Origin of the sequence: Lacisediminihabitans sp. H27-G8 (genome assembly GCF_046156175.1) — a bacterium.
In the GTDB taxonomy this organism is placed as follows: Bacteria; Actinomycetota; Actinomycetes; order Actinomycetales; family Microbacteriaceae; genus Lacisediminihabitans.
The window spans coordinates 722742-748546 of the sequence record NZ_JAYLVL010000002.1 but is presented as its reverse complement, the minus strand read 5'-3'; the positions used below and the strand labels follow the sequence as shown (position 1 = coordinate 748546).

Sequence of the window (25805 nt, the reverse complement as noted above, 5' to 3'; positions counted from 1 at the left end):
CCCGGTCTGCCCATCATTGTGCCACTCGCGCGGACGGATCAACTCTCGCGGGTGATCTCGACCTTCACGAACAGGACCGACTTGAACGGGCCGGCGTAGACGCCGCGCAACGGGGGCACGTCGTTGTAGTCGCGTCCACGGCCGACGGTCACGTGGCGGTCCCCGATGTCGATCTGGTTGGTGGGGTCGAATCCACGCCACTCGTCACCGCAAAACCACTCGACCCAGGCATGGGATTCCCCCGCGACAGTCTCGCCGATCGCAGCGTTGGGCTTCGGATGCAAGTAGCCGGAGACGTAGCGGGCCGGAATGCCGACCGCCCGGAGCGCGCCGAGTGCGAGGTGCGCGATGTCCTGGCAGACCCCCTTGCGGTGGGCCCACGCCTCGGAGGCCGTCGTGTGGACGCCCGTGACACCCTGCATGTACTCGACGCTCTCGCCGATCTTCACGCAGATGGCGAGGGCCGCCGCGCACGGGTCAGCCGTGCCATCGGCGATCTCCTTCGCGATGGCGACCACATCGGCCGGAGGATCGGTGCGCTTGGTCTGCTTGCGCTGCTCCACATACTCCGTGGCGCGTTCCGCAGCCTCGGCGAGATCTGCCCACGTGAGCGAATGCTCGGGATGATCGCGGGGCCGCACCTCGACGAGACTCGTGGCCGTCAGCGAAAGCTCCTTGTGCGGGGTGAGGATCTCGAACGACGAGACCCGGCTTCCCCAGTAATCCACATAGGTGTGGTGCGAGGAGATCGGCAGGATCTCCAGATTGGAGTAGAGCACCAGCTGGCCGTCGCCGCTGGTGGGAAGCATCCGCGCCTCGTTGTAGCTCGCGGTGACCTCGCCGCCGTAGTGGAACCCGGTCATGTGCTTGATGCGAAGGCGGTTCACGTATTCTCACCGACCCAGCTCGGCGCGGCGTTCGTGGGGAAGTAGCGCTGGCGGATCGCCTCCGAGGCCGCACTCGTCGCGGCCTGCACGTTGTCCATATGCAGGGTGAGGTCCTCGAGGATCTCGGCGATGGGACGGTACTCGAGCTCGCTGCGGATCTGTCCGAGCAGGCGCTGTGCCTGGTCGGAGACACCGACCCGGTCGTTGCGCGGCTCGATGTCACGCATGCACATCTCCGCGCGACGCACCGAGAAGAGGATGCTGCGGGGGAACAGCCGGTCGAGCAGCAGGAACTCGGCCGCATTGCGCGCGCTCGGAACCCCGCGGTAGGTGCGCAGATAGGCCTCATACGCTCCGCAGGATCGCAGGATGGTGGTCCATGACGGCCCGCTCGCCTCGGTGAGACTGCGGGTGGCCAGCAGTCGGGCGGTCATGTCGGCGCGCTCGATCGAACGACCGAGAGTGAAGAACTGCCAGGCTTCGTCGCGGCTCGTCGCCGACTCGATGATGCCGACGGCGAGCGCCGAACGCTCTCGAACCCAACCGAAGAACTCGTGCACCTTGTCGGTGGCGATCTTGCGCGGCATCCGGGCACGGGTCGTGTTGAGGCACTCCCACAGCTCGCTCGACACGATCTCGCGGGCGCGACGGGCGTTCTCCCGGGCCGCGCCGAGCGAATAGGCGATGGATGCCGGCTCCGAACGGTCCACGGCGAGGATCTCGAGCACGCTCTGCCGGGTGAGCACCCGGTCCTCCGGCACGTCACTCCCCATCACGCTGAGGAGGGACCGGCAGGCCAGGTCCTCCTCGATCCACGGGTCTTCGAGAAGCAGCTGGAGGTGCACGTCGAGGATGCGCGCGGTGCCGTCGGAGCGCTCGATGTAGCGCCCGATCCAGAACAGGCTCTCGGCGATGCGGCTCAGCATGGCGGTTCCCCCTCCGTGGTCGGTCCGGTCTCGCTCCGCTCGCCAGCGGCTTGCTGCTGTTGCTCTTGCTGGCCCTGCCCGAGCGTGCGGTCGCGGGGCGCCTGGTCGATGTGGTGCACCTCGGAGTTGATGATCGGGATCGCCTCCGTGGAGGTCGCCTGGTCGGCGACGAGGCCCTGGATCGAGTGCCGCGAGACCTGCAGCGGCAGTTCGCCGACGACCCAGGTGTCTTTCGATCCGCCGCCCTGCGAGGAGTTCACGACGAGCTCGCCCTCGGGAAGCGCGACCCTGGTGAGGCCCCCGGGCAACACCCAGACGTCCTTGCCGTCGTTCACCGCGAACGGACGAAGGTCGGCGTGCCGCGGTCGCATGCCGTCCTCGACGAGCGTGGGGATCGTGGAGAGCTGCACCACCGGCTGCGCGATCCAGCCGCGCGGATCGGCGAGCAGCGTCTTGCGCAGCTTCTCGAGCTCGGCGGGGCTGGCGGCCGGGCCGACGACGAGACCCTTGCCGCCCGATCCGTCCACCGGCTTGACGACGAGCTCGTCCAGGCGGTCGAGCACCTCCTCGAGGGAGGCCGGATCTTCGAGGCGCCAGGTATCGACGTTGGGGATGATCGCCTCCTCGCTCAGGTAGTACCTGATGAGGTCGGGCAGGTAGGTGTAGACCAGCTTGTCGTCGGCGACCCCGTTGCCGATGGCGTTGGCGATGGTCACGTTGCCGAGTCGGGCGGCGAGCAGGAGGCCGGGGCTTCCGAGCATCGAGTCGGCCCGGAACTGCAGCGGATCGAGGAACTCGTCGTCGACCCGGCGGTAGATCACATCGACCCGGGTGGGACCGGATGTCGTGCGCATCCACACGCGACCGCCCGAGCAGAACAGGTCGCGGCCCTCCACCAGCTCGACGCCCATCAGGCGGGCGAGGAGGGTGTGCTCGAAGTAGGCGGAGTTGTAGACACCGGGGGTGAGCACCACGATGGTGGGGTCGTCCACTCCCTCGGGCGCGCTCGCGCGCAGCGCCTGCAGCAGCTTGTGCGGATAGTCCCCGACCGGTCGCACGCGCATGGAGACGAAAAGCTCCGGCAGCGTCTGCGCCATGACCCGGCGGTTCGAGATCACGTAGCTCACCCCGGAGGGCACGCGCACGTTGTCCTCGAGCACGCGCCATCCACCCTGCTCGTCGCGGATGAGATCGATGCCGGACACCTGGATTCGCACGCCGTTGGCCGGGTGGATGCCCGCGGCCTCGCGATGGAAGTGACTCGAAGAGCTGATCAGTGAGGCGGGGATCACCCCGTCTTTCACGGCGTTCTGGGCACCGTAGATGTCGGCGAGGAAGGCCTCGAGAGCGAGCACGCGTTGCTTGATGCCCGCCTCGACCGTGACCCACTCGGCGAGCTCGATCACCCGCGGCACGGCATCCAACGGAAAGGGGCGTTCCTCCCCGGCGAAGTCGAAGGTGACGCCCTGCGCGAGGTAGGAGCTGGCGAGGGCGTCGGTGCGGCCGCGCAACTCGTCCTGGGTCATCTGCGCAAGCGCCGAATGGATCTCTCGATAGGCCGTGCGCACCGTTGACGGCTCGTCGAACATCTCATCCCACGGCGTAGCTCCGGTCTTGCGACCTTTCACAGCCTGGGTGCCGTATCCCTCGAACAGGCCATCCATGGATTTACCTTAGGCCTCGCATGTTGCGGCGTTGTTTCCAGTGTCCACGCCCGGGGTTTCGGCTCCGAAGACAATCCGGGGCCGGGATGCCGTGCGGGCCGCGACCGCACTCGCCGACGGCATCGACACGATCGTCTCTCCCGACCGCGCCTTCGACGGCGTCCCCGGACTCGGGCGGATTAACCCCCGCGACCACCGCATCGCCGTGCCGGCCGTCCAGCGTCGGGCGCCTAGCTCTCGTGAATTGCACTCTTTTGCGACCCGGCCGCTCGCTGAGGTCGCACAACAGTGCAACTCGCGGGCGGACGACCGATCCCGGGGCGACTACCCCAGCAGGGTCGCTCCCAGCGCGACCACGCCGTCGATCACCACGCGCTCGTGGTTCACGGCCTGCGAGTAGAGCACGAATCCGACGATCCAGACCGCCACCTCGAGTACGAGCGTGACGAGGGCGATCCACCACGACTGGCGACGGCGCGCAAGGCTGACGATCGTGAGCACGGCGCCGATGATCACCAGCAGGAACATGACGAACCACGAGATTCCGAGCGAGGCCACCGCCGCTCCCGCGGAGCAGGTGCGCGCCGGGCAATTGCCCACGAGAGCGGCCGAGAACAGGTCGATCACGGCGGCGACGATGAGGAATCCGCCCCCGAGCAGCAGCACGGCGACCGAGACCGCGATGTCCCAGCCGAGGAGGGGGCGCTTGCTCGGGATGGCGTCGGTCATCGCTCGTCAGCCCCGCACTCGGCTCAGCACGAACACCGGGATCTGCCGCTCGGTCTTCTCCTGGTAGTCGGCGTACGGCGGATAGGCCGCCACTGCGCGCTCCCACCACACCGCCTTCTCGGCCCTGGTGACCTCACGGGCGACATAGTCGGCCTTCTCCGCGCCATCCTGCAGCTCGACCTCGGGGTTCTTGACGAGATTGAAATACCAGACCGGATGCTTCGGGGCGCCGCCGAGCGAGGCGACCACCGCATACTCGCCGTCGTGTTCGACTCGCATGAGGGCGGTCTTGCGCAGCATTCCGGACTTGGCGCCCACCGACGTCAGCACGATGACAGGCATTCCGCGCAGTTCTGCGCCCTGCGCACCATCCGTAGCCTCGAACAGCTCGGCCTGCTCGCGCGCCCAGTCCGACGTGCTCGGTGCGTACTCCCCGTTCAGAGGCATGTCTATTCCGCTCCCCGCCAGTCGATGACGATTCCGTTGAGATGGTCGCGCTCCGAGGTGAAGAGCCGTCGGTAGGTGGCATCCGCCTCGGTCCAGTTGACCTGGTTGGTGATGAGCGGATCCATGTCCAGCTCGCCGGAGACGATGCGGCGCAACACGGTGCGGCGCACCTCCGAGGTGCCGATGAACCACGGGAACACCGCGTTGATCTGCCGTTCGTGCGCCAGCTCGTAGGTGAAGGAGACCTGGTCGGGATACACGCCCTCGAAGACCATCGTGCCCTCGAACCGCAGGCATTCCAGCGCGCTGTCGATGAGAGCCGCGACACCGGTCGACTCGATCACCATGTCGAAACCATCGGGGAAGTCGGATTGCAGCTGCGACCAGGGAGACCCGGCCGAGCCGTCGATCACCCGGTCGGCGCAATGGGCATCGGAGATGGCGCGCCGCTCGGGAGACACCTCAGACACGACCACGTAGGCGCCGCGGTCGCGCGCCAGCATCGCGGTGGCCTGGCCGATGAGCCCCTGGCCGAGCACGAGCACGGTGTCACCGCTCTCCAGGCCGGCCTTGTCGATGGCGTTGAGACCGACCGCTGCCGGCACGAACAGCGCGGCCATGTGGTACGAATCGGTCTCTTCGATCGGATAGGTCAGCTCGAGATCGGCGATGAAGTATGCGCCGTGGGTGCCATCGCCGAAGCACGCGACCGCTTCGCCGAGAGTGAGACCGTGCCGCTCTTCCCCCTCGCCGAACGCGACGATGTGGCCGACGCCCTGGTAGCCCGGGGTGAAGGGCACGGGGCCCCAGGACGGCCGCTCACCGGTGGCGGCCAGCATCTCGGTACCGACGCTGACGCCGGTGAAGTCGGTGCGGATGAGCACCTTCCCTGGTCCGGGATGCGGCACGGGCCGGCGGCCAAGTTCAATACGGCCGAACTCGGGCACGATCAGCGCGGGAGCATCGGCGGGAATCTTCGTCGACATGATCCCTACAAACTACTCTCTCGCACCACGAGTTCGGGCTGGAAGACCACCTGACGGGGAACGAGGGACGGGTCGGTCGCCTCTTCGAGCAGGATCTCGACCGCCGTCTGGCCGATGAGAGCGCTCGGCTGGCGGATGGAGGAGAGCGGAACCACCGCGGCGCTGGCGAAGTCGATGTCGTCGTATCCGACCAGGGCGATCTGTTCGGGCACGCGAACATCCGCCCCCTGCATCATGAGTGCCTGCAGAACGCCCATCGCTACGAGGTCGTTCGCCGCGAACACCGCGTCGGGTCGATCCGCGGGATCCCGCGCCACGAGTTCACGCCCGGCTGCCCGGCCCGCGATCACGGTGAGCCCGTCGATCAGGATGACCTCGAGCGTGGCATCCGGCTGCGTCGCGATGGCCGTACGCGCGCCATCGAGCCGGTCGGTGACCTGCTGGATCTCGAGGGGTCCGCCGATGAAGGCGATGCGGCGGCGCCCCTGGGCGAGCAGGTGCGTGACGGCGAGCGAGCCGCCGGCGATGTCGTCGACCGAGACCGAGCTGAACGAGGCATCCGCGCTCGTGCGGTCCACGAGCACCGCGGGGATGCCCCGATCGCGCAACTGGCGCAGGCGCCCGGTGATGTCGCCGAACGGGGAGATGAGCACGCCGTGCATGCGCTGCACCTCGAAGAGGTCGAGATAGGTGGCCTCCCGATCCGCCTTCTCGTCGCTGTTGCCGAGGATCACCGAGAATCCGTCCGCGGCCGCCCGGTCCTCGGCGCCACGAGCGAGATCGGTGAAGAAGGGGTTGCGCACATCGAGTACGACGAGCCCGATGGTGCTGCTTCGCCCGGCGCGCAGCTGCCGGGCGGCATCGTTGCGCACGAAGCCGAGCTGATCGATCGCGGCCTGGACCCGCACCGCCACCGCGGTGGAGACCTTCTCGGGTCGGTTCATCACGTTGGAGACGGTACCCACCGAGACACCGGCGAGCGCCGCGACATCCTTCACGCTGGCCGCCATCTGATTCTCCGCTGTTCCCGTGCGGTGCTCCGGTGCACCGCTCATTGCATGATGCCAGCATTCCGTGTCGCGTTGGTACGTTTTTGGAACGATTCACCATCGGGCTTGACGCGAAGGAACCGCGACCCATAGAGTGCATTCCGTCCCGATCTTAAAACGATTCAATAAACCTCACCGTGGAGGATCAGCCGTCAATGACGATGAGCCCCGATAGCCCCGCACCTGCAGCCCTTGAACTCGACGGCGTCGCCAAGTCCTTCGGCTCCGTCGTCGCGCTCGCCTCTGCAAACCTGCGCGTGGAGATGAACTCGATCCACGCTCTCGTCGGTGAGAACGGCGCGGGCAAGTCCACCCTGGTCAAGATCGTCGCAGGTCTCTATCAGCGCGATGCAGGCGAGTTCCTTCTCCGTGGGGAGTCGGTCGACTTCACCTCCACAGCCCAGGCGAAGGCAGCCGGGATAGCCGTCATCTACCAGGAACCGACGCTGTTCCCCGACCTGTCGGTCACCGAGAACATCTTCATGGGCCGCCAGCCGACGGATCGGTTCGGCCGGATCGACCGCAACGCAATGAAGGCCGAAGCGACGCAGATCTTCGCGCGGCTCGCCGTGCACTTGGACCTCGACCGCCCGGCCGAAGGCCTCTCGATCGCCGACCAGCAGCTCATCGAGATCGCCAAGGCGATTTCTCTCGACGCTCGCGTGCTCATCATGGATGAGCCGACAGCGGCCCTCAGCGGAGTCGAGGTGGACCGGCTGTTCGCGGTGGCCCGGAGCCTGCGCGACGAGGGGCGCGGAATTGTCTTCATCTCGCATCGCTTCGACGAGGTCTTCGCCCTGAGCGACACCATCACCGTCATGCGGGACGGCCGGTACATCTCCACGGACGCGATCACCGACGTCACCGAGGACGAGATCGTCCGGCGGATGGTTGGCCGCGACATCACGGATCTGTTCCCCAAGGAGGAGGCCGTGATCGGTGACGTACTGCTGCAGGTCGATGACATCTCGTCGGCGGGCGTCTTCAGCAACGTGAGCTTCGCGGTGCGATCCGGCGAGATCGTGGCCCTGGCCGGGCTGGTCGGCGCGGGCCGCAGCGAGATCGCGCGCGCCGTGTTCGGGGTCGACGGCTACGACAGCGGCACCGTGACCCTGGGCGGACGGAGGGTCCCGCGCCACAACCCCGCCGCCGCGATGTCCCTCGGACTGGCCCTCGTGCCCGAAGATCGCCGCAAGCAGGGACTGATCCTCGACTCGACCGTTGCGCGCAATGCCACGCTCGCCATCCGGAAGAAGTTGAGCCGATTCGGCTTCATCACCTCCCGCGCCGAGAACCAGGCGGCCCTCGTCTGGGCGGCCCGGTTGCAGGTCAAATCGAGCGCGCTGGACACCCTCGCGGGAACACTCAGCGGAGGCAACCAGCAGAAGGTCGTTCTCGGAAAGTGGCTCGCCACCGAACCGACAGTGCTCATCATCGACGAGCCGACCCGCGGGATCGACGTCGGCACGAAAGCCGAAGTCCATCGCCTGCTCTCCGACCTGGCCGGCCGCGGCATCGGAATCCTCATGATCTCCTCCGAACTCCCCGAGGTGCTCGGAATGGCCGACCGCGTGCTCGTGGTTCGCGAGGGCCGGATCACCGCCGAAATCAGCCGGGCGGACGCGACTGCCGAGTCCGTCATGTTCGCCGCGACCCACGCCGAGGAGCCGGTCCGATGACTCTCACCAGCACAGAACGACCACCGACGAACGCGATCGCTCGACTCACCGGGCAGTTCTTCCGCTCTCGCGAGACGGGGATCCTCGCCGCGCTCGTCATTGTCATCGCGGTGACCACCGTGGTCAACCCGACCTTCCTGTTCAGCTCGGATGGTTTCCGAGACCTGCTGCTCACGCCGTCGATTCTCATCCTCATCGCGGTGGGGCAGGCGATGGTGATCATCACCCGCAGCGTGGACCTCTCGGTCGGTTCGGTCGTCGGACTGACGGCATATCTGGCCGGCCGTCTCTTCATCGACGTGCCCGGAATACCGATCATCGTGGTCCTCCTGCTCGCGATGGCCGCCGGGGCGGTGCTCGGGCTCGTCAACGGACTGCTCGTGGCCTACGGCAAGGTTCCGGCCCTCGTCATCACCCTCGGAACCCTGTATGCCTACCGCGGCATCAACGTCCTCTGGACGGGCAGCAACCGGATCAACTCCTCCGACATGCCGAAGGCGTTCCTTGCCCTCGGGACCCAGACGCTGCTCTTCATCCCCTCCCTCACCATCATCGCGCTCGTCGTCGTGCTTGCTGCCGGCTGGTACCTGCGGAATCGGCGCGGCGGTCGCGAGCTGTACGCCATCGGTTCCGATCCGGCCGCCGCGGAACTGTACGGCCTCAACGTGACGCGCCGGATTCTCGTCGCCTTCGTGCTCAGCGGTGCCCTCGCGGGCCTCGCGGGCATCCTGTTCGCCGCCCGGTACGGCACCACGAACTCGCAAACCGGGACCGGTTTGGAGCTCCAGGCGGTCGGCGCCGCGGTGATCGGCGGCGTCGCGATCTTCGGCGGAAGCGGAACGGTCTACGGCGCGGCGATCGGTGCGGTGCTCCTCCTCACGATCAACCGGGCGCTTCCGATCCTCGGAATCCAGGACTTCTGGCAGCAGGCCGTCGTCGGCGCGCTCATCATCGGCGCCATCGTTCTCGACCGGCTGCTCGCCCTTCGACTCTTGCGCAAACTGACCTCGGAACGGCAGGTGTCCCATGACTAGCCTGGAGACCCCCACCCCCCTCGCGGCGAAGACGATCGCGAACTACGGTCGCCCGCTCTGGCGACGCTGGCTCCTGAGCCGGGAGAGCGCGGTTATCGTGGCCGTCATCCTGGTCTGGGTGGTCGCCTCCTCCGTGGTGCCCTACTTCGGCACGACCACGACGCTCGGCTTCCTGCTTCTCGACGCGACGCCGATCCTCATGATCGCGCTGCCGATGACCTTCGTCATCATCACCGGGGAGATCGACCTCTCGGTCGCGAGCACCCTCGGCCTCTCGAGCGTGATGCTCGGCGTGCTGACCAAGGGCGGCATGCCCATCGGGCTCGCCATGGTCATCTGCCTGATCGTGGGACTCCTCGCCGGTGCGGTCAACGGGTTCCTGGTCACGATCGTGGGACTGCCGTCGCTCGCCGTGACGATCGGCACCCTCGCCCTGTTCCGGGGCATCGCGGTCGGGCTGCTCGGCACCACCGCGATAACCACGTTCCCGCCGTTCTGGCAGAACCTCGCGCAGGCCCGATTCGGCCTCACCGGGATCCCCGTGGTCATGGTGCTCGTCATCGTGCTCATCATGATCTTCGCCCTCGTGCTGCACTTCACACCGTTCGGTCGCGGGCTGTTCGCGCTCGGCCTGAGCAAGGACACCGCCGCGTTCTCTGGTGTCAGGGTCAACCGAGCGAAGTTCATCGCCTTCCTGCTCACCGGACTCATCTCGGCCCTCGCCGGCATCTACTGGACGCTCCGGTACGGAAGCGCGCGCGGCGACAATGCGACCGGCCTCGAGCTCTCGGTGATAGCGGCCGTGCTCCTCGGCGGAGTCTCGATCTTCGGCGGAAAGGGAGCATTGCACGGCGTTGTCGCCGGAGTGCTTCTCATCGGGGTGCTGCAGAGCGCCCTCCGCCTGGCCAACGTCAGTTCCGACGCGATCAACATCATCATCGGGGCGCTGCTCATCCTGTCAGTGCTCTCCCCACGGATTCTTGCCTGGGCCCGGCGGCTTCGACCGTCGGCGGCCGGGCAACGAAAATAGCGCCCCACAGCACAGGAGCGCTGCCTGCATCACCACCTCAACGAAAGGAAGAACAACGATGTTGTTTCAGACATCCAGCAAGCGCGGCGTCACGCGCGCGCTAACCCTCACCGCGGCAGCCATCACCCTCGCCCTCGTCGCGACCGGCTGCTCATCGGCCACCGGCGGATCCGGCACCTCAAGTTCGTCCGGCACCAAGAACTACAAGATCACCTTCCTGCCCAAGCAGCTGGGTAACGCCTACTTCGACACCTCCGACAAGGGCGGCGCGGCAGCGATCAAGGAGTTCGCGGGGACCTACTCGGAGGTCGGACCGGCGACGGCCGCCGCCGATGCCCAGGTCAGCTACATCAACACCCTCACCCAGCAGAATGTCGGGGCGATCGTGCTGTCCGCGAATGACCCGACCGCGCTCGGGAGCGCGCTCACCCAGGCGAAGGCTGCCGGCGTCAAGGTCGTCACCTACGACGCGGACACCGACGAGAAGTACCGCGACATCTTCGTCAACCAGGCGACAGCCGACGGCATCGCCAAGATCGAGGTGGATCTGATCACCAAGGAAATCGGCGACGCCGGCGACATCGCGATCCTCTCGGCGACGGCGAACGCCGCGAACCAGAATGCCTGGATCGACCTGATGAAGAAGGACCTCGCGGCCGACCACCCGAACGTGAAGCTCGTCGATGTCGTTTACGGAAACGACGATGACCAGACCTCGTTCGACAAGACCGCGGCGCTGCTGCAGACGCACCCCAACCTCAAGGGCATCATCTCGCCCACCACGGTCGGCGTCGCAGCTGCTGCCCGCTACCTGTCGACCTCGGCCTTCAAGGGCAAGGTCGCACTGACCGGCCTCGGTACCCCGAACCAGATGCGCGACTACGTCAACGACGGAACCGTCACGGCGTTCGCGCTGTGGAACCCGGCCGACCTCGGCTACCTCGCCTCCTACGCGGCGAAGGCACTGATCGACGGCACCATCACCGGCAAGGAGGGCGACAGCTTCAAGGCCGGCAAGCTCGGCACCTTCAAGGTCGGCGCCAAGGGCACCGTACTGCTCGGTGACCCGTACACGTTCGACAAGAGCAACATCGCGAAGTTCAACTTCTAGGCACCCACGGGTCCCGGGGTCGGCGGAGCAGTTCCGCCGGCCCCGGCACCACCCCGCACGACCATTTCGACTCGAGGAGGGTTCGATGGACCGGATCTGTTTCCAGCTCAGGGTGAAGCCAGAGCGCCTCGACGAATACACGGAGCGCCACGCTCGCGTCTGGCCCGAAATGTTGCGCGAGATCGCGGCATCCGGCCGCCGCAACTACTCCCTCTTCCTGCGGCCGGATGGCCTGCTGATCGGCTACTTCGAGACCGACGACCTGGCCGCGAGCCAGGACTACCTCGACGCCTCGACGGTCGCCGCCGACTGGGAGCGCGAGATGGGGGACTTCTTCGAGGACCTCGACGGCGCTCGCCCCGATCAGGGCTTCGACCGACTCGACGAGGTCTTCAACCTCGACGACCAGCTCACCAGTCTTCGCACGAACGGCGTCAACCAGAACGGGAACCGATCATGACAACCTTCTCCGACATCGAACCGCTGCTCGCGCAGCAGTCCATCGAGCTGCCCTCCTGGGCGTTCGGCAACTCCGGCACCCGGTTCAAGGTCTTCGGCACCCCCGGCACGCCCCGCACGCCGCAGGAGAAGATCGCCGACGCCGCGCAGGTCAACCGATACACCGCACTGTCCCCCTCGGTGGCACTGCATATCCCGTGGGACCGGGTGGATGACTACGCGGCCCTCGGCGCCTTCGCGAACGACCACGGAGTCGCCCTCGGCACCGTCAACTCCAACACCTTCCAGGACGACGACTACAAGTTCGGTTCCCTGACGCACTCAGACCCGAAGATCCGCCAGAAGGCCATCGACCACCACTTCGAGTGCATCGACATCATGGATGCCACCGGCTCGCGTGACCTCAAGATCTGGCTCGCCGACGGCACCAACTACCCGGGCCAGCAGGACCTGCGTGCCCGGCAGGACCGCCTGGCGGATTCGCTCGCCGCCATCTACGCCCGCATCGGCGATTCCCAGCGGATGGTGCTCGAATACAAGTTCTTCGAGCCCGCTTTTTATCACACGGATGTGCCGGACTGGGGCACCTCGTATGCCCAAGTCGCCGCACTCGGAGACCGTGCGCTGGTCTGCCTCGACACCGGACACCACGCCCCGGGCACCAACATCGAGTTCATCGTCATGCAGCTCCTGCGCCTCGGCAAGCTCGGCTCGTTCGACTTCAACTCGCGCTTCTACGCCGATGACGACCTCATCGTCGGGGCGGCGGACCCCTTCCAGCTGTTCCGCATCCTCTACGAGGTCATCCGTGGCGGGGGATACGGCACCGACTCCGGCGTCGCGTTCATGCTCGACCAGTGCCATAACGTCGAGGACAAGATCCCCGGGCAGATCCGCTCCGTGCTCAATGTGCAGGAGATGACGGCGCGCGCGCTGCTCGTCGACACCGTCGCGCTCACTGCAGCGCAGGACGCGGGCGATGTGCTCGGCGCCAACGGCATCCTCATGGACGCCTTCTACAACGACGTGCGCGCCGACCTCGCCGCCTGGCGCGAGTCCCGCGGGCTCACCGGGGACCCGATGGCCGCCTACGCGGCATCCGGGTACCAGGCGAAGATCGCCGCCGACCGCGTGGGCGGCCAGCAGGCCTCCTGGGGCGCGTAACGCGCGTGTTTTCTCGCGGCGGCCCTACGACGTCGCGGAGGGTGCCATGCCTCCCTCCGCGAGCGCATCCGGCCTTCACGACAGCGCGTATCCCCCGCCACCGCCGATTCACCGCAGACCAGTTCACCGCAGACCGAAGGATCACCACATGACCAACCCCGCTGCCGCAGAGCTCATCGCCCGCAGCAACCGACTCGGCTCAGACCCGCGGGTCACGAACTACGCGGGCGGAAACACCTCCGCCAAGGGAACGGATGTCGACCCCGCGACGGGTGAGCCCGTCGAGTTGCTCTGGGTGAAGGGCTCCGGCGGCGACCTCGGCACCCTCACCGAGTCCGGCCTCGCGGTGCTGCGCCTCGACCGCCTGCGCGCGCTCAAGAGCGTCTACCCCGGCGTCGACCGCGAAGACGAGATGGTCGCCGCCTTCGACTACACACTGCACGGCAAGGGGGGCGCCGCACCTTCGATCGACACCGCCATGCACGGACTGGTGGATGCCGCCCACGTGGACCACCTCCACCCCGACTCCGGCATCGCCTTCGCGACCTCCGCCGACGGCGAGGAACTCACCGCTAAGGCGTTCGGCGAGAAGGTCGTCTGGGTGCAGTGGCGCCGACCGGGCTGGCAGCTCGGGCTCGACATCGCTGCTATCAAAGACGCCAACCCAACGGCCATCGGGTGCATTCTCGGCGGCCACGGCATCACCGCGTGGGGCGATACCTCGGCGGAGGCCGAGGCCAACTCGCTCTGGATCATCGAGACCGCCGAGAGCTTCATCGTCGACAATGGCCGGGCCGATCCCCTGGGAACCATCATGGAGGGTTACGGCGCACTGCCCTCTGACCAGCGTCTTTCCCGCGCGGCCGCGCTCGCCCCGACGCTGCGCGGCCTCGCCTCGACCGACCGCGCCCAGGTCGGTCACTTCACCGACGCCCAGGTCGTGCTCGACTTCCTCGAGCAATCAGAGCACCCCCGCCTCGCCGCCCTCGGCACCAGCTGCCCTGACCACTTCCTGCGCACCAAGGTCAAGCCGATGCTGCTCGACCTGCCGCCGACCGCGTCCCTCGAAGACCAGCTCGCGCGCCTGCACGAACTCCACGACGAGTACCGGGCCGACTACCAGGCGTACTACGACCGCAACGCGGTCGAGGGCAGCCCGGCGATCCGCGGCGCGGACCCCCTCGTGGTGCTCGTCCCCGGCATCGGCATGTTCAGCTACGGCGCCAATAAGCAGACCGCCCGCGTCGCGAGCGAGTTCTACATCAACGCCATCAACGTGATGCGCGGCGCCGAGGCGATCTCCACCTACGCGCCGATCGACGAGGCGGAGAAGTTCCGCATCGAGTACTGGGCACTCGAGGAGGCGAAGCTGCAGCGGATGCCGAAGGCCAAGCCCCTCGCGACGCGAGTCGCGCTCGTCACCGGGGCGGCATCCGGCATCGGCAAGGCCATCGCCACCCGTCTCGCCGCCGAGGGCGCCTGCGTCGTGATCGCCGACCTCGACCTCGAGAAGGCGCAGGCCGCCGCCGCCGAGATCGGCAGCACAGACGTCGCGATCGGGGTGCAGGCGAACGTGACCGATGAGCTGCAGGTGCAGTCCGCCGTGGATGCCGCGGTGCTCGCGTTCGGCGGGCTCGACCTCGTCGTGAACAACGCGGGCCTCTCGCTCTCCAAGAGCCTGCTCGAGACCACCGTCGCCGACTGGGACCTGCAGCACGACGTGATGGCCAAGGGCTCCTTCCTGGTCTCCCGCGCCGCCGCGAAGGTGTTGATCGACCAGAAGCTCGGCGGGGACATCATCTACATCTCGTCGAAGAACTCGGTCTTCGCAGGCCCCAACAACATCGCCTACTCGGCCACGAAGGCCGACCAGGCCCACCAGGTGCGGCTTCTCGCCGCCGAACTCGGCGAATACGGCGTGAAGGTGAACGGAATCAATCCCGACGGCGTCGTGCGCGGATCCGGCATCTTCGCCGGAGGCTGGGGCGCGAAGCGCGCAGCGGTCTACGGCGTTCCGGAGGAAGAGCTCGGCAAGTACTACGCGCAGCGCACGCTGCTGAAGCGCGAGGTGCTGCCCGAGAACGTGGCCAACGCGGTGTTCGTTCTGTGCACGAGCGACCTCAGCCACACCACGGGCCTGCACATCCCGGTCGACGCGGGCGTCGCCGCCGCGTTCCTGCGATGACCGAGGCCGTCGCGGCGGTCGATCTCGGGGCGACGAGCGGGCGGGTCATGCTGGGCTACGTCGGACACAACGAGCTCAGTGTTCGACCGGTCGCGCGCTTTCCGAACCTCCCGGTCCGCACCCCGGATGGCCTGCACTGGAACATCCTCGGACTGTTCCGCAACGTGACGGCCGGGCTCGGCGCCGCGGCGCGGGAGGAACCCGGGCTCGCGAGCGCCGGGGTCGACTCCTGGGCCGTCGACTACGCATTGCTGCGAGGCGGACGGATGCTCGGCGCGCCATTCCACTACCGTGACGAGCGCACCGCGGGCGCCGTCGAGACCACGCACTCTGTGGTCTCAGCGGAGGAGCTGTATGCAGCGAACGGCCTGCAGTTCCTGCCGTTCAACACCCTGTACCAGCTCGAAGCCGAGCGCGCACCCGGCCTGCTCGGTTTTGCAGACTCGCTGCTGCTCATCCCGGACCTGATCAATTTCTGGCTCACGGGTGAGAGCTTCGCGGAGCGCACCAACGCTTCGACGACCGGGCTCGTCGACATCACGACAGGCGAGTGGAACGACATCCTCATCTCGCGGCTCGACCTGCCCGCGGGACTGTTCCCGCCGCTGATCTCCCCCGGCGCGAGCGTCGGCGAACTCCTACCGTCGATCGCGACCGAGCTCGGGATGCGGCAGAGCCTCGGCATCATCGCGGTCGGTTCCCACGACACGGCGTCGGCCGTCGTCGCGATCCCGGCCACCACGCCGAACTTCGCCTACATCAGCTGCGGCACCTGGGGGCTCGTCGGTGTCGAGCTCGAACACCCGGTGCTCACTGAGGCGTCTCGCCTCGCCAACTTCACCAACGAGGGCGGCGTCGACGGCCGTGTGCGCTACCTCCACAACGTCATGGGCCTCTGGTTGCTCTCGGAGTCGGTTCGCACCTGGGAACGCTCGGGCGAGACGATCGATCTCGCTGCACTCCTCGCGCAGGCCGCCGCTGTGTCGAGCGAAGTTGCCGTGTTCGACGCCAACGACCCGCGTTTCCTCACTCCGGGTGACATGCCGGAGCGCATCGCGGAGTGGCTCACCGAGCACGGCCGCCCCGTGCCGCAGTCCCGTGCGGAGTTCGTGCGCTGCATCATCCAGTCGCTCGCCTCCGCGTTCTCGGATGCCGTGCGGACGGCCGCCGAGCTGTCCGGGATTCGTGTCGACGTCATCCATATCGTCGGGGGCGGATCTCAGAACGAGCTGCTCTGCCAGGCGACGGCCGACCTGAGCGGACTTCCCGTGCTCGCCGGTCCCGTCGAGGCGACGGCGATCGGGAATGTGCTGATTCAGGCGCGGGCACAAGGTTTCGTGACCGGGTCGCTCGAGGCGCTCCGGTCGCTGGTGGCATCCGCCTTCTCGCCGAAGCGCTACGACCCCGTGCGCTGAGCCCCACGACGTTAGGATCGTCGAATGTTCGAGACGTCAGTGCTGCACCCCGAAGAAGGTCGCCCATGAAATTCGCCCGCATCGGAGCGGTCGGCCACGAGCGGCCTTTCGTGCTCATCGGCCAGGCCTACTACGACATCAGCAGCGTCACCGCCGACATCACCGGGCAATTCCTCGAGACGGACGGTGTGGACCGCGTGCGCGAAGCCTTCGACGCGGGACTCCTCCCGGAGACCGACATCACCAGCGAACGCATCGGATCGCCCATCGTTCGACCGAGTGCCGTCGTCTGCATCGGCATGAATTACGCGGCCCATGCAGCCGAGAGCGGATCGCTCCCTCCCACCATCCCGATCATGTTCCTCAAGACGCCGAACACCGTCGTCGGGCCCAACGATGACATCACGATCCCGCGCAAGAGCGTGAAGACCGACTGGGAGGTCGAGCTGGGGGTCGTGATCTCGAAGCGCGCGTCCTATCTCGACTCGCCCGCCGACAGCATCGACCACATCGCCGGCTTCGTCGTGGCCAACGACCTCTCAGAGCGCGAGTTCCAGCTCGAACTGTCGGGCGGCCAGTGGTCGAAAGGCAAGTCGGCTCCGGGATTCAACCCGACAGGTCCCTGGCTCGTGACGCCCGATGAGGTCGACTATCGCGCTATGCGGCTGCGAAGCTGGGTGAACGGCGAACCGCGCCAGGATTCGTCCACTGCAGACCTGATCTTCGACGTCGACCACATCATCTGGCACCTGAGCCAGTTCCTCACCCTCGAACCGGGGGACCTCGTGCTTACCGGAACCCCCGAGGGTGTCGCCCTCTCCGGGCGGTTTCCCTATCTGAAGGCGGGCGACGTCTGCGAGATCGAGATCGACGGCCTCGGACGTCAGCGACAGTTGTTCGTCTGAGCACCCTCATCGCAGCGCCGACACAGGCCTCACGGCCGCCTGGTCGACCGCGCTGAGGTGGCAGACGCGGTGGCCTATCTGGCGAGCCCTCGCTGCGGTTCGACGACCGGGGCCTGCCTAGCCGTCGATGGTGGCCTGCAGAACCTGCGGCTACGACCGGAGTCGCCGCTCCGTCACACTCCCGGCCGTAGGCTGGCGATATGGATGCCCCCGGCTCTTCAGCGTTCGGGACCGCCGAGACCCGCCGGTTCGAACTCACCCTGAAGAAGCATTGGCTCGGTTGGTTTCCGAAGCCGACGGTCGTGCTCAACGGCCGCGGCAACCCGTCACAGTGGGGTAAGGGGACCTGGATGGTGGCGGCGGAGGGCGAGACGGTTGTCGGTGTCTTCCTCTTCAATCGGCTGTGGCGGTTCGGTGAAGCCGAGATCTCTGTCGATGGGGATGGGCCGGCCGCGGTCGTCTACACGGCTCCCTTTCTTCCGTTCCTGCGCGGTCGACTGCGGTGACTGCCCGGTGAGCCCGGGCCGTGTTCCCGGCTCTTGCGCGTCTTGCGCGCACCCTCGTACACTTGTCTAACAATGTTGTCGACCTCGCACCGCCCCCCGCAGGCAATCCCACTCAAGACGACTTCGCTGCCAGAGGCCGTCTATGACGCACTGCGCGAGAGCATCGTCACCGTGGTCGATCGCCCGGGCACCCTCCTCACCGAGACCGCCGTGGCCGAACGCTACTCCGTGGCGCGCCCAACGGCGAAAGCCGCCCTCGAACGACTCGTCAGCGAAGGACTCTTGTCGAGGCGTGCCCACCACGCCGCGCAGGTTCCGGAGCTCAGCCGCGACGACATCCAGGACCTCTACTCCAACCGCGCCATTCTCGAAGAGGCGGCCGTGCAGCACCTCGCGGCCGACTCTGTGGTTCCCGTCGCCGCGCTCGCTGTGCACCGAGAGCTGCTCGAGCACGTGCGCACCGACGATCGCGCCGCCCTCGCCCGAACAGACCTCGATTTCCACCGGCAGCTCGTCCTGGCGCAGCACAGCCCGAGGCTTGCGAAGATGCACGGCCTGCTGATGGGCGAGATCGAGCTGTGCATCGGCCAGGTGCAGTCCCATCAGCTCATCCGGCCATCCGATGTCGCCCTCCAGCATCAGGGCATCCTCGATGCGGTGGCGGCAGGGGATGGCGCACTGGCGAGCCGCCTCACCCGCGAACACATCGAGGGAGCGCGTGACCGGCTCCTCCAGAAATACGACAGGGAAGCCTCCGAATGACCGTCTTCGTCGCGGTGCCCGATGCCACAATGCTCGACCGCCTCACGCCCGGCGTCGGAGATGATGTCGTGCTGGAGGTCTGGACGACGGATGACCCGCCGCTCGACCATCCCGTCGACCTGGTGGTGATGCCGTATTCGGTCTCGGCGGCCGCTCTTCCCAAGCTCGCGGACTCTCCGGTGTCGGTCATCCAGAGCCAGGCACTCGGGTATGACTCCGTCGAGCGTTCGCTCCCTGCAGGGCTCGTCTGGTGCAATGCGGTTGGCGTGCACGAGGGTCCGACGGCGGAGCTCGCCGTCGCCCTGATCCTCGAGAGCCAGCGCGGGCTGGATGTCGTGGCCCGCGCGCAGCCGGCCGGCCTCTGGAAGCGCAACTGGTACCCGGGCCTGCTCGGAAGCGCTGTGCTCATCGTCGGTGTCGGTGGGGTCGGTGCGGCGATCGAGAAGCGCCTCGCGCCCTTCGATGTCGACATCACGCGCGTGGCGCGCACCGCACGCAGCGACGAGCGCGGCGCCATCCACTCGCTCGTCGAGCTCCCCGACCTGCTCCCGGCCGCGGACATCGTCGTGATCGCCGTGCCGCTCACCGCGGAGACGACGAATATGGTCGACGCGCCTTTCCTCGACCGAATGAAGACCGGCGCGCTGCTCGTCAACGTCTCCCGTGGCGCGATCGTCGACACGGATGCCCTCACCGAGCGGGCTCGGACCGGCGCGATCCGCGCGGCAATCGACGTCGTCGAGCCGGAACCGCTCCCCGCGGACCACCCGCTGTGGACGCTGCCCGGAGTGATCATCACCCCGCACATCGGGGGCAATATCTCGAGCATGCCGAGCCGCGTCGATCCGCTCGTGCGCGAGCAGATTCGCCGGCTTCACGACCATCACGAACCACTGAACATCGTTGTCGACACAAGGATACGAACATGAAACTCGAACGACACTTCCCGAAGGTGCGTGACCTCGCGCCGCTCATGCACTTCGCCACCCCGGAGCTCAACGCGAAGAAGCGCCGGCTGCAGAAGGCGCTGACCATCCACGACCTCCGGGCGATCGCTCAGAAGCGCACCCCCAAGGCGGCCTTCGACTACACCGAGGGAGCCGCCGAGGCGGAGATCTCGCTGGCTCGCGCGCGCCAGGCCTTCGAGGACATCCAGTTCAACCCGTCGATCCTGCGGGATGTCTCGGTGGTCGACACCTCCTCCACGGTGCTCGGCGGCCCGACCGCGCTGCCCTTCGGTATCGCGCCAACCGGCTTCACCCGGATGATGCAGTCGGAGGGGGAGATCGCCGGTGCCAGTGCGGCCGCGGCCGCGGGCATCCCCTTCTCCCTGTCGACGATGGGCACTTCCGCCATCGAGGATGTGAAGGCCGCGAACCCGAACGGACGCAACTGGTTCCAGCTGTACATGTGGAAGGACCGCGACCGCTCGATGGCGCTCGTCGACCGGGCGGCGAAGGCCGGTTTCGACACCCTTCTCGTGACCGTGGATGTGCCGGTCGCCGGCGCACGACTGCGCGACAAGCGAAACGGCTTCTCGATCCCGCCGCAGCTGACCCTCGGAACCGTCGTCAACGCGATCCCGCGGCCGGAGTGGTGGATCAACTTCCTCACCACAGAGCCGCTCGCCTTCGCCTCCCTCGACCGCTGGTCGGGCACCGTCGGAGAGCTGCTCGACACCATGTTCGACCCCACCGTCACCTTCGACGACCTGGCCTGGATCAAGGACCAGTGGCCGGGCAAGGTCGTGGTCAAGGGAGTCCAGAACCTCGACGACGCGAAGCGCCTCGCGACCATGGGCGTCGACGGCATCATCCTGTCGAACCACGGGGGACGGCAGCTCGACCGCGCGCCGATCCCGTTCCACCTGCTTCCGGATGTCGCCCGCGAGGTCGGCAAGGACCTCGAGGTCCACCTCGACACGGGCATCATGTCGGGCGCCGACATCGTCGCGGCCATCGCCCTCGGCGCGGACTTCACGCTGGTGGGCCGGGCGTACCTCTACGGCCTCATGGCCGGCGGACGCGAGGGCGTCGATCGCATGATCGAGATCCTCGGCGATCAGATCGCGCGCACGATGCGCCTCCTCGGAGTCACCTCCCTCGCCGAGCTGACGCCCGCCCACGTCACGCAACTCGAGCGTCTCGCGCCGCGCGCCCTCAGCATCCCCGCCGCGACAGCTCCGCGGCCGGCAGCGAAGTCCTCAGCCACCAAGCCCCGGACCTCGCCGCCCAAGGCCGGCCCGCGCAAGTCGCCGATCGCCGGCTGACGCAATCGCGAGTGACACGTGCGCAAGAAAGTTCCCGCGCACGTGTCACTCGGCAGCGCGGAACGCTCGCGAGGGCCAGCTACGCGAGCAACCCGAGCTGGCGCCGCGCCTCGTCGATCGTCTCGAGCACCGCGATCGAGGCGTCGAGCGGATGCAGCGGGGACTCGGTGAGCCCGTCCGCGACATGCTGCGCTGCCGCGGTCGCCTGCCACACCAGTCCGTCACGCCAGCGCAGGGTCGTGGGGTCGTCCCACCGCAGCGGTTCGTCGTTGCCGTCCCGGTACAGGGTGAACCCTCCGGGCGCGACGAAGGGCGCGTCGATGTCGACGCTCGCGAGGGAGCCGCTCACCGTGGCACGCACGGGAGTGGAGACGGTCATGCTCGTGCTCAGCTGGGCTTCCGCGCCATCCGCCGTGCTGAACAGGATGGCGGCCTGGCCGTCCACCCCGGTCGAGGTGATCGATCCGCTCGCCACCACTCGGCTGGGGCGGCCGAGCACGAAATGCGCGAACCAGATGGGATACACGCCGAGGTCGAGCAGCGCGCCGCCTCCGAGCGCCGGGTCGAAGGCGCGGCTCTTCGGATCGAAGTCGAAGATGGAACCGTAGTCGGCGGCGACGAGTCCGATCTCGCCGAGCATCCCGTCGGCGAGCAGGGCCGAGATCACGGTGGTCTGGGGCAGGAACCGCGCCCACATCGCCTCCATGGCGAAAACGCCGGCGGCGCGCGCGGCATCCGCGATCTCCCGTGCCTCGGCGGCGGTGAGGGCGATCGGCTTCTCGACGAGCACATGCTTGCCCGCGGCGATCGCAAGGAGCGCGAGCGCACGATGCTCACTGTGCGGAGCGGCCACATAGACGATGTCGATGCCCGGATCGGCCACAAGCTGCTCGTAGCGGTCGTAGACCCGATCGATGCCGAACCGGGCGCCGAACGCCGCTGCCCGCTCGAACGAGCGCGACGCGACCGCATGCATTCGCTGGTCGGAGTTTGTGTGCAGCGTCTCGACGAAGTCGGCGGCGATTCGACCGGGCGCGAGCACCCCCCAGCGCAGGGTCGGGCCGCCCCTCAGGGGTGTCGCGGTCGACGCGGGAAAGTAATTCATCACTGGGCCCCTCTGGCCGCTCGGCGTACATTGTCGACGATACTCGTCGCGGTGAGCGCGGATGTCAGCAGCGCGATGAGCACGATGGTCATCGGCACCCCGTAGGCGGGCGCTCCGAGCGGCACCAGCAGCACCATCGCCGCCGCCACAGCGAGGCCGAGGGGACGCGTCGCCACGTGGTCCTCGATCGCGGCATGAAGCAGGAAGAGCAGCACGAAGAACAGCGCGACGGGAATCGCGAGCGCATAGCCGACGACCAGGGGCGAAACGGCCGCGTGCGTGCCGGACCCGTGCGTGCCGGCCTCATACGTGCCCGCCTCGACCGCGACCTCGAGGGATGCCCCGATCGCCGCGATCGCCGCGAACAGGAGGTAGTGTCCGTAGCCCCAGAGGAACGACCTCGAGCGGTGGCTCGCGAGCCCCTCGCCGGCGGGTTCGAGAAAGTAGAGCCACCAGAGCCCGAAGAGCAGAACGAGGCCGCCGAGGGCGACGACGACGAGCGAAACACTCACCCCCGAGAGATCCAGCGCCTTCTGCACGGCGATGGTCACGGCCGACACCGACTCCCCGAGCAGGATGATCGTGAAGAGGCCGTAGCGTTCGGCGATGTGATGCGGGTGCCACGGCGTGAGACCGGTGCGCTCGGCCCACAGGGGAACGCTCACGTCGGCGAGAGCGAGCAGAATGAATGACAGCGCTCCGAGCTCGGGGGGCAACAGCAGCCGGGCGATCCAACCGAGCTGCACGAGGGTGATGGCACCGGCATACCGGAAGGCGGTGCGGCGGCCATCCGGATTCTCGATGCCGGCGCGCACCCACTGTCCCACGAGCCCCACGCGCATGATGAAGTACCCGAGGGTGATGCCGAGATACTGCTGTTTGTCGAACGCGCTCTGCACCCCCGCCGCCAGCACGAGGACACCGGCCATCTGCACCATCGTGGTGAGCCGGTAGGGCAGATCGTCCGTGTCATATGCGGAGGCGAACCAGGTGAAGTTGAGCCAGGCCCACCAGATGGCGAAGAACACCATGAGATAGGGGCCCACCCCGTTCGTCAGAGCGGTTCCCGCGGTGATGGTGCGCGCCAGCTGCAGTGCGATCTGGGCGACCGCGACAACGAATGTCAGGTCGAAGAGCAACTCGAGAGAGCTCGAGACGCGATTCTCCTCGTCGATGTCGCGCCCCGACATGCGGGTGCGGATCCGGATGCGCGGAGCCGAAGTCATGGCCACAGCTTAGGAGCAGGCGACCGGGCCGATCGGCGGACCGGCCGGGCGCTTTCTGGCCCGGATCGAGGCGGCTGGCCTCGCTCGACCCGGCCGATCCTCGTCGAAAGCAGAACAGTCGAGCGGCGCGGCTCTTACGCGCGCAGTTCCAGCAGCACGGCCTCCAGCTGGTTCACGGCGAAATCCACGTCTTCCGCGGTGATCACGAGCGGAGGAGCGAAACGGATGGTCGAGCCGTGGGTGTCCTTCGCGAGCACTCCCCGCGACAGCAGTAGCTCGCAGACCTGGCGTCCGGTCGCCAGCGCCGGGTCGATATCGACGCCGGCCCACAGCCCGGCGGATCGCACGGACACGACTCCGAAGCCGATCAACCGCTCGAGTCCCGCCGCGAGGCGCGCTCCCATCACGCGGGCGCGCTCCTGGTATTCCCCGGTCTCGAGCAGGGCGACGACCGCCGAGCCGACGGCCGCGGCGAGCGGATTTCCGCCGAAGGTCGAACCGTGTTCCCCCGCGCCGAGCACGCCGAGGATGTCGGAGTTGCCGACCACCGCGGATACCGGCACGATCCCACCGCCGAGCGCCTTGCCGAGAAGGTAGAGGTCGGGCGTGACCCCGAGGTTGTCGCACTGGAAGGTGGCGCCGGTGCGGCCGAGCCCCGACTGGATCTCGTCCGCGATGAAGAGCACGTTGTGACGGGTGGTGATGTCGCGCACGGCCGGCAGATAGTCGGCTGGCGGAATGAGGATGCCCGCCTCGCCCTGGATCGGCTCGAGGAGCACGGCGACGGTGTTGCCGTCGATCGCGGCTTCGAGGGCCGCGGCATCCCCGTACGGCACGGAGCGGAAGCCCGGCGTGAACGGGCCGAAGTCGGTGGTGGCCGTTGCGTCATCCGAGAAGCTGATGATCGTGATGGTTCGGCCGTGGAAGTTGCCGTCGGCCACGATGATGTTCGCCCGGTCGGGCGCGACGCCCTTCACCCGGTAGCCCCAGGCTCGCGCCGCTTTGAGCCCGGATTCCACCGCCTCGGCCCCGGTGTTCATGGGGATCACGAGGTCCTTCTTCGCGAGTGCGGCGAGCGCACCGACGAAGGGACCGAGCCGGTCGTTGTGGAATGCCCGGCTGGTGAGCGTGACGCGGTCGAGCTGCGCCTTCGCCGCCGCGATGAGCGCCGGATGCCCGTGGCCGAAGTTCACCGCGGAATACGCCGCGAGGCAATCGAGGTACCGTCGGCCCTCGACATCCGTCACCCAGGCGCCCTCAGCTGTCGCGACGACCACCGGAAGCGGATGGTAGGTGTGGGCGATGTGGGAGTCTTCGGCGGCGATGAATTCGGCCGCGGACAAGGTCATGTGCGCAGTTCGAGGGTGCAGCACTTGACGCCGCCGCCGCCGAGCAGGAGCTCGGAGAGGTCGACACCGATCGGGTTGTACCCACGCTCGCGAAGCTGCCGCTCGAAATCGGTGGCACGGGAGGCGATGACCATGTTGTAGCCGTCGCCGAAGGAGTTGAGCCCGAGCACGGCCGCGTCCTCCTCGTTCACGAGGATCGCGTCGGGGAAGCGCTCGCGGAGAACCGCGAGGCCCTCCTCGTTGAACGCACTCGGCAGGTAGGCGATGTTGGGGTTTTCGTATCCCGGCTGGGGGTCGAGCACCGCGATCGCGGTGTCGAGGTGGTAGAAACTCGGGTTCACGAGTTCGAGCGTGATGACCTGCCGACCGTAGAGCTCCGCGAGCTCCTGGTGGCTGTTGGAGGCGCTGCGGAAGCCGGTGCCGGCGAGGATCACATCGCCGACGAGCAGGAAATCGCCCTCCCCCTCGTTGATGTTCTCCGGCACCTTCACGTCGAATCCGTTCTCACGGAACCAGTCCATGTAGGCGGGACCCTCGGGCTGGCGCTCGGGATAGGTGAAGCTCGCACCGTAGGCGATGTTGTCGAGCACGAATCCGCCGTTTGCCGCGTAGACCATGTCGGGAAGGCCCTCGATGGGGTCGATCAGGTGCACCTCGAAACCGAGGTCGACGTAGGTCTGGTAGAGCGTCTCCCACTGGCGCACCGCGAGGGCGGTGTCGGTGGGCAACTGTGGGTCCATCCAGGGGTTGATGCGGTACACCACTGTGAAGAATTCGGGGCGGCACATGAGGACGGTGCGCTTGGACGGGGTGCGGACGGTGGCAACATTCGTTGCAGGCAGAGTGGCCGACACGAGGGCTCCTTTGGAGATCGGGGTGTGGGGTCGTTCCAGTCTCACACGCACACTTCCGATCTTT

The 25805-nt window shown here is 67.4% G+C and carries 24 protein-coding genes and 1 pseudogene; 14 read left to right on the top strand and 11 right to left on the bottom strand.

Going from position 1 to position 25805, the window contains the following annotated elements:
- Nucleotides 1-38: 38 nt before the first annotated feature.
- The 7 genes from VLI63_RS08360 to VLI63_RS08330 form a co-directional block, all read right to left on the bottom strand.
- Entirely contained in the window at nucleotides 39-887 is an 849-nt protein-coding gene (locus VLI63_RS08360) for a transglutaminase domain-containing protein (protein ID WP_409156385.1), read from the bottom strand.
- The gene (locus VLI63_RS08355) at nucleotides 884-1813 is read right to left on the bottom strand and encodes an alpha-E domain-containing protein (RefSeq protein WP_354573645.1); all 930 of its coding nucleotides are present in this window, start codon (nucleotides 1811-1813) and stop codon (nucleotides 884-886) included. The genes VLI63_RS08360 and VLI63_RS08355 overlap by 4 nt, the downstream gene beginning before the upstream one ends.
- The gene (locus tag VLI63_RS08350; protein ID WP_409156384.1) at nucleotides 1807-3477 is read right to left on the bottom strand and encodes a circularly permuted type 2 ATP-grasp protein; all 1671 of its coding nucleotides are present in this window, start codon (nucleotides 3475-3477) and stop codon (nucleotides 1807-1809) included. Before VLI63_RS08350 ends, VLI63_RS08355 begins: the two co-directional genes overlap by 7 nt.
- Nucleotides 3478-3801: 324 nt before the next feature.
- Nucleotides 3802-4206: a hypothetical protein gene (locus VLI63_RS08345; protein ID WP_409156382.1), complete on the bottom strand. Its 405-nt coding sequence runs from the start codon at nucleotides 4204-4206 to the stop codon at nucleotides 3802-3804.
- A gap of 6 nt (nucleotides 4207-4212) precedes the next feature.
- Nucleotides 4213-4653 carry a nitroreductase family deazaflavin-dependent oxidoreductase gene (locus VLI63_RS08340; RefSeq protein ID WP_409156380.1) on the bottom strand — a complete coding sequence of 147 codons (441 nt, stop codon included), beginning with the start codon at nucleotides 4651-4653 and terminating at the stop codon, nucleotides 4213-4215.
- A gap of 2 nt (nucleotides 4654-4655) precedes the next feature.
- A complete protein-coding gene (locus tag VLI63_RS08335; RefSeq protein WP_354573641.1) occupies nucleotides 4656-5639 on the bottom strand; it encodes a zinc-binding alcohol dehydrogenase in 984 nt (327 codons plus the stop codon).
- Between the two features lie 5 nt (nucleotides 5640-5644).
- On the bottom strand, nucleotides 5645-6649 hold the full coding sequence (locus VLI63_RS08330) for a LacI family DNA-binding transcriptional regulator (protein ID WP_409156601.1): 1005 nt from the start codon (nucleotides 6647-6649) through the stop codon (nucleotides 5645-5647).
- Nucleotides 6650-6843: 194 nt separating this feature from the next.
- On the opposite strand from VLI63_RS08330, the gene VLI63_RS08325 reads away from it, so the two are divergent.
- The 14 genes and pseudogenes from VLI63_RS08325 (at nucleotide 6844) to VLI63_RS08260 (ending at nucleotide 21207) form a co-directional block, all read left to right on the top strand.
- Complete coding sequence (locus VLI63_RS08325) at nucleotides 6844-8367, top strand: sugar ABC transporter ATP-binding protein (protein ID WP_409156379.1); 1524 nt, start codon at nucleotides 6844-6846, stop codon at nucleotides 8365-8367.
- Nucleotides 8364-9401, top strand: coding sequence for an ABC transporter permease (locus VLI63_RS08320; RefSeq protein WP_409156378.1), 1038 nt, complete (start codon nucleotides 8364-8366; stop codon nucleotides 9399-9401). The genes VLI63_RS08325 and VLI63_RS08320 overlap by 4 nt, the downstream gene beginning before the upstream one ends.
- Nucleotides 9394-10431 carry an ABC transporter permease gene (locus VLI63_RS08315; RefSeq protein ID WP_409156377.1) on the top strand — a complete coding sequence of 346 codons (1038 nt, stop codon included), beginning with the start codon at nucleotides 9394-9396 and terminating at the stop codon, nucleotides 10429-10431. Before VLI63_RS08320 ends, VLI63_RS08315 begins: the two co-directional genes overlap by 8 nt.
- Before the next feature lie 58 nt (nucleotides 10432-10489).
- Entirely contained in the window at nucleotides 10490-11542 is a 1053-nt protein-coding gene (gene rhaS / locus VLI63_RS08310; RefSeq protein WP_409156376.1) for a rhamnose ABC transporter substrate-binding protein, read from the top strand.
- An 85-nt stretch (nucleotides 11543-11627) separates the two neighbouring features.
- A complete protein-coding gene (locus tag VLI63_RS08305; protein ID WP_409156374.1) occupies nucleotides 11628-12002 on the top strand; it encodes an L-rhamnose mutarotase in 375 nt (124 codons plus the stop codon).
- Nucleotides 11999-13165, top strand: a complete 1167-nt coding sequence (rhaI, locus tag VLI63_RS08300; RefSeq protein WP_409156373.1) for an L-rhamnose isomerase — start codon at nucleotides 11999-12001, stop codon at nucleotides 13163-13165. The genes VLI63_RS08305 and rhaI overlap by 4 nt, the downstream gene beginning before the upstream one ends.
- Before the next feature lie 148 nt (nucleotides 13166-13313).
- Nucleotides 13314-15350: a bifunctional aldolase/short-chain dehydrogenase gene (locus VLI63_RS08295; protein ID WP_409156371.1), complete on the top strand. Its 2037-nt coding sequence runs from the start codon at nucleotides 13314-13316 to the stop codon at nucleotides 15348-15350.
- The gene (locus tag VLI63_RS08290; RefSeq protein WP_409156370.1) at nucleotides 15347-16765 is read left to right on the top strand and encodes a rhamnulokinase; all 1419 of its coding nucleotides are present in this window, start codon (nucleotides 15347-15349) and stop codon (nucleotides 16763-16765) included. Before VLI63_RS08295 ends, VLI63_RS08290 begins: the two co-directional genes overlap by 4 nt.
- A 65-nt stretch (nucleotides 16766-16830) precedes the next feature.
- Nucleotides 16831-17670: a fumarylacetoacetate hydrolase family protein gene (locus VLI63_RS08285; protein ID WP_409156369.1), complete on the top strand. Its 840-nt coding sequence runs from the start codon at nucleotides 16831-16833 to the stop codon at nucleotides 17668-17670.
- 24 nt (nucleotides 17671-17694) lie between these two features.
- Nucleotides 17695-17829 (top strand): annotated as a pseudogene (locus VLI63_RS08280) (SDR family oxidoreductase); the annotation flags it as partial.
- 41 nt (nucleotides 17830-17870) lie between these two features.
- A complete protein-coding gene (locus VLI63_RS08275) occupies nucleotides 17871-18176 on the top strand; it encodes a hypothetical protein (protein WP_409156368.1) in 306 nt (101 codons plus the stop codon).
- Nucleotides 18177-18248: 72 nt separating this feature from the next.
- Nucleotides 18249-18938: a GntR family transcriptional regulator gene (locus tag VLI63_RS08270; protein ID WP_409156367.1), complete on the top strand. Its 690-nt coding sequence runs from the start codon at nucleotides 18249-18251 to the stop codon at nucleotides 18936-18938.
- A complete protein-coding gene (locus VLI63_RS08265) occupies nucleotides 18935-19867 on the top strand; it encodes an NAD(P)-dependent oxidoreductase (RefSeq protein ID WP_409156366.1) in 933 nt (310 codons plus the stop codon). Before VLI63_RS08270 ends, VLI63_RS08265 begins: the two co-directional genes overlap by 4 nt.
- Nucleotides 19864-21207, top strand: a complete 1344-nt coding sequence (locus VLI63_RS08260; protein ID WP_409156365.1) for an alpha-hydroxy-acid oxidizing protein — start codon at nucleotides 19864-19866, stop codon at nucleotides 21205-21207. The genes VLI63_RS08265 and VLI63_RS08260 overlap by 4 nt, the downstream gene beginning before the upstream one ends.
- Nucleotides 21208-21286: 79 nt before the next feature.
- Here the strand turns inward: VLI63_RS08260 and VLI63_RS08255 are convergent, their stop codons facing one another.
- From VLI63_RS08255 to ddaH, 4 genes are all read right to left on the bottom strand, one after another.
- Complete coding sequence (locus VLI63_RS08255; RefSeq protein WP_409156364.1) at nucleotides 21287-22312, bottom strand: Gfo/Idh/MocA family protein; 1026 nt, start codon at nucleotides 22310-22312, stop codon at nucleotides 21287-21289.
- Nucleotides 22312-23538 (bottom strand): low temperature requirement protein A, encoded by a 1227-nt coding sequence (locus VLI63_RS08250; RefSeq protein ID WP_409156363.1) that lies wholly within the window; start codon nucleotides 23536-23538, stop codon nucleotides 22312-22314. The genes VLI63_RS08255 and VLI63_RS08250 overlap by 1 nt, the downstream gene beginning before the upstream one ends.
- 134 nt (nucleotides 23539-23672) lie before the next feature.
- The gene (gene rocD / locus VLI63_RS08245) at nucleotides 23673-24887 is read right to left on the bottom strand and encodes an ornithine--oxo-acid transaminase (protein WP_409156362.1); all 1215 of its coding nucleotides are present in this window, start codon (nucleotides 24885-24887) and stop codon (nucleotides 23673-23675) included.
- A complete protein-coding gene (gene ddaH, locus VLI63_RS08240; protein WP_409156361.1) occupies nucleotides 24884-25741 on the bottom strand; it encodes a dimethylargininase in 858 nt (285 codons plus the stop codon). The genes rocD and ddaH overlap by 4 nt, the downstream gene beginning before the upstream one ends.
- Nucleotides 25742-25805: the final 64 nt, after the last annotated feature.

Excerpts from the sequence above, each read along its gene's own strand:
- VLI63_RS08285 (WP_409156369.1), top strand. The coding sequence starts at position 16,831 with ATGAAATTCGCCCGCATCGGAGCGGTCGGCCACGAGCGGCCTTTCGTG.
- VLI63_RS08355 (WP_354573645.1), bottom strand. The coding sequence starts at position 1,813 with ATGCTGAGCCGCATCGCCGAGAGCCTGTTCTGGATCGGGCGCTACATC.
- VLI63_RS08260 (WP_409156365.1), top strand. The coding sequence starts at position 19,864 with ATGAAACTCGAACGACACTTCCCGAAGGTGCGTGACCTCGCGCCGCTC.
- VLI63_RS08315 (WP_409156377.1), top strand. The coding sequence starts at position 9,394 with ATGACTAGCCTGGAGACCCCCACCCCCCTCGCGGCGAAGACGATCGCG.
- VLI63_RS08340 (WP_409156380.1), bottom strand. The coding sequence starts at position 4,653 with ATGCCTCTGAACGGGGAGTACGCACCGAGCACGTCGGACTGGGCGCGC.
- VLI63_RS08265 (WP_409156366.1), top strand. The coding sequence starts at position 18,935 with ATGACCGTCTTCGTCGCGGTGCCCGATGCCACAATGCTCGACCGCCTC.
- rhaI (WP_409156373.1), top strand. The coding sequence starts at position 11,999 with ATGACAACCTTCTCCGACATCGAACCGCTGCTCGCGCAGCAGTCCATC.
- VLI63_RS08350 (WP_409156384.1), bottom strand. The coding sequence starts at position 3,477 with ATGGATGGCCTGTTCGAGGGATACGGCACCCAGGCTGTGAAAGGTCGC.
- VLI63_RS08345 (WP_409156382.1), bottom strand. The coding sequence starts at position 4,206 with ATGACCGACGCCATCCCGAGCAAGCGCCCCCTCCTCGGCTGGGACATC.
- VLI63_RS08325 (WP_409156379.1), top strand. The coding sequence starts at position 6,844 with ATGACGATGAGCCCCGATAGCCCCGCACCTGCAGCCCTTGAACTCGAC.
- VLI63_RS08270 (WP_409156367.1), top strand. The coding sequence starts at position 18,249 with ATGTTGTCGACCTCGCACCGCCCCCCGCAGGCAATCCCACTCAAGACG.
- VLI63_RS08290 (WP_409156370.1), top strand. The coding sequence starts at position 15,347 with ATGACCGAGGCCGTCGCGGCGGTCGATCTCGGGGCGACGAGCGGGCGG.
- VLI63_RS08250 (WP_409156363.1), bottom strand. The coding sequence starts at position 23,538 with ATGACTTCGGCTCCGCGCATCCGGATCCGCACCCGCATGTCGGGGCGC.
- VLI63_RS08335 (WP_354573641.1), bottom strand. The coding sequence starts at position 5,639 with ATGTCGACGAAGATTCCCGCCGATGCTCCCGCGCTGATCGTGCCCGAG.
- VLI63_RS08320 (WP_409156378.1), top strand. The coding sequence starts at position 8,364 with ATGACTCTCACCAGCACAGAACGACCACCGACGAACGCGATCGCTCGA.
- rocD (WP_409156362.1), bottom strand. The coding sequence starts at position 24,887 with ATGACCTTGTCCGCGGCCGAATTCATCGCCGCCGAAGACTCCCACATC.
- VLI63_RS08295 (WP_409156371.1), top strand. The coding sequence starts at position 13,314 with ATGACCAACCCCGCTGCCGCAGAGCTCATCGCCCGCAGCAACCGACTC.
- VLI63_RS08255 (WP_409156364.1), bottom strand. The coding sequence starts at position 22,312 with ATGAATTACTTTCCCGCGTCGACCGCGACACCCCTGAGGGGCGGCCCG.
- VLI63_RS08305 (WP_409156374.1), top strand. The coding sequence starts at position 11,628 with ATGGACCGGATCTGTTTCCAGCTCAGGGTGAAGCCAGAGCGCCTCGAC.
- rhaS (WP_409156376.1), top strand. The coding sequence starts at position 10,490 with ATGTTGTTTCAGACATCCAGCAAGCGCGGCGTCACGCGCGCGCTAACC.
- VLI63_RS08330 (WP_409156601.1), bottom strand. The coding sequence starts at position 6,649 with ATGGCGGCCAGCGTGAAGGATGTCGCGGCGCTCGCCGGTGTCTCGGTG.
- VLI63_RS08275 (WP_409156368.1), top strand. The coding sequence starts at position 17,871 with ATGGATGCCCCCGGCTCTTCAGCGTTCGGGACCGCCGAGACCCGCCGG.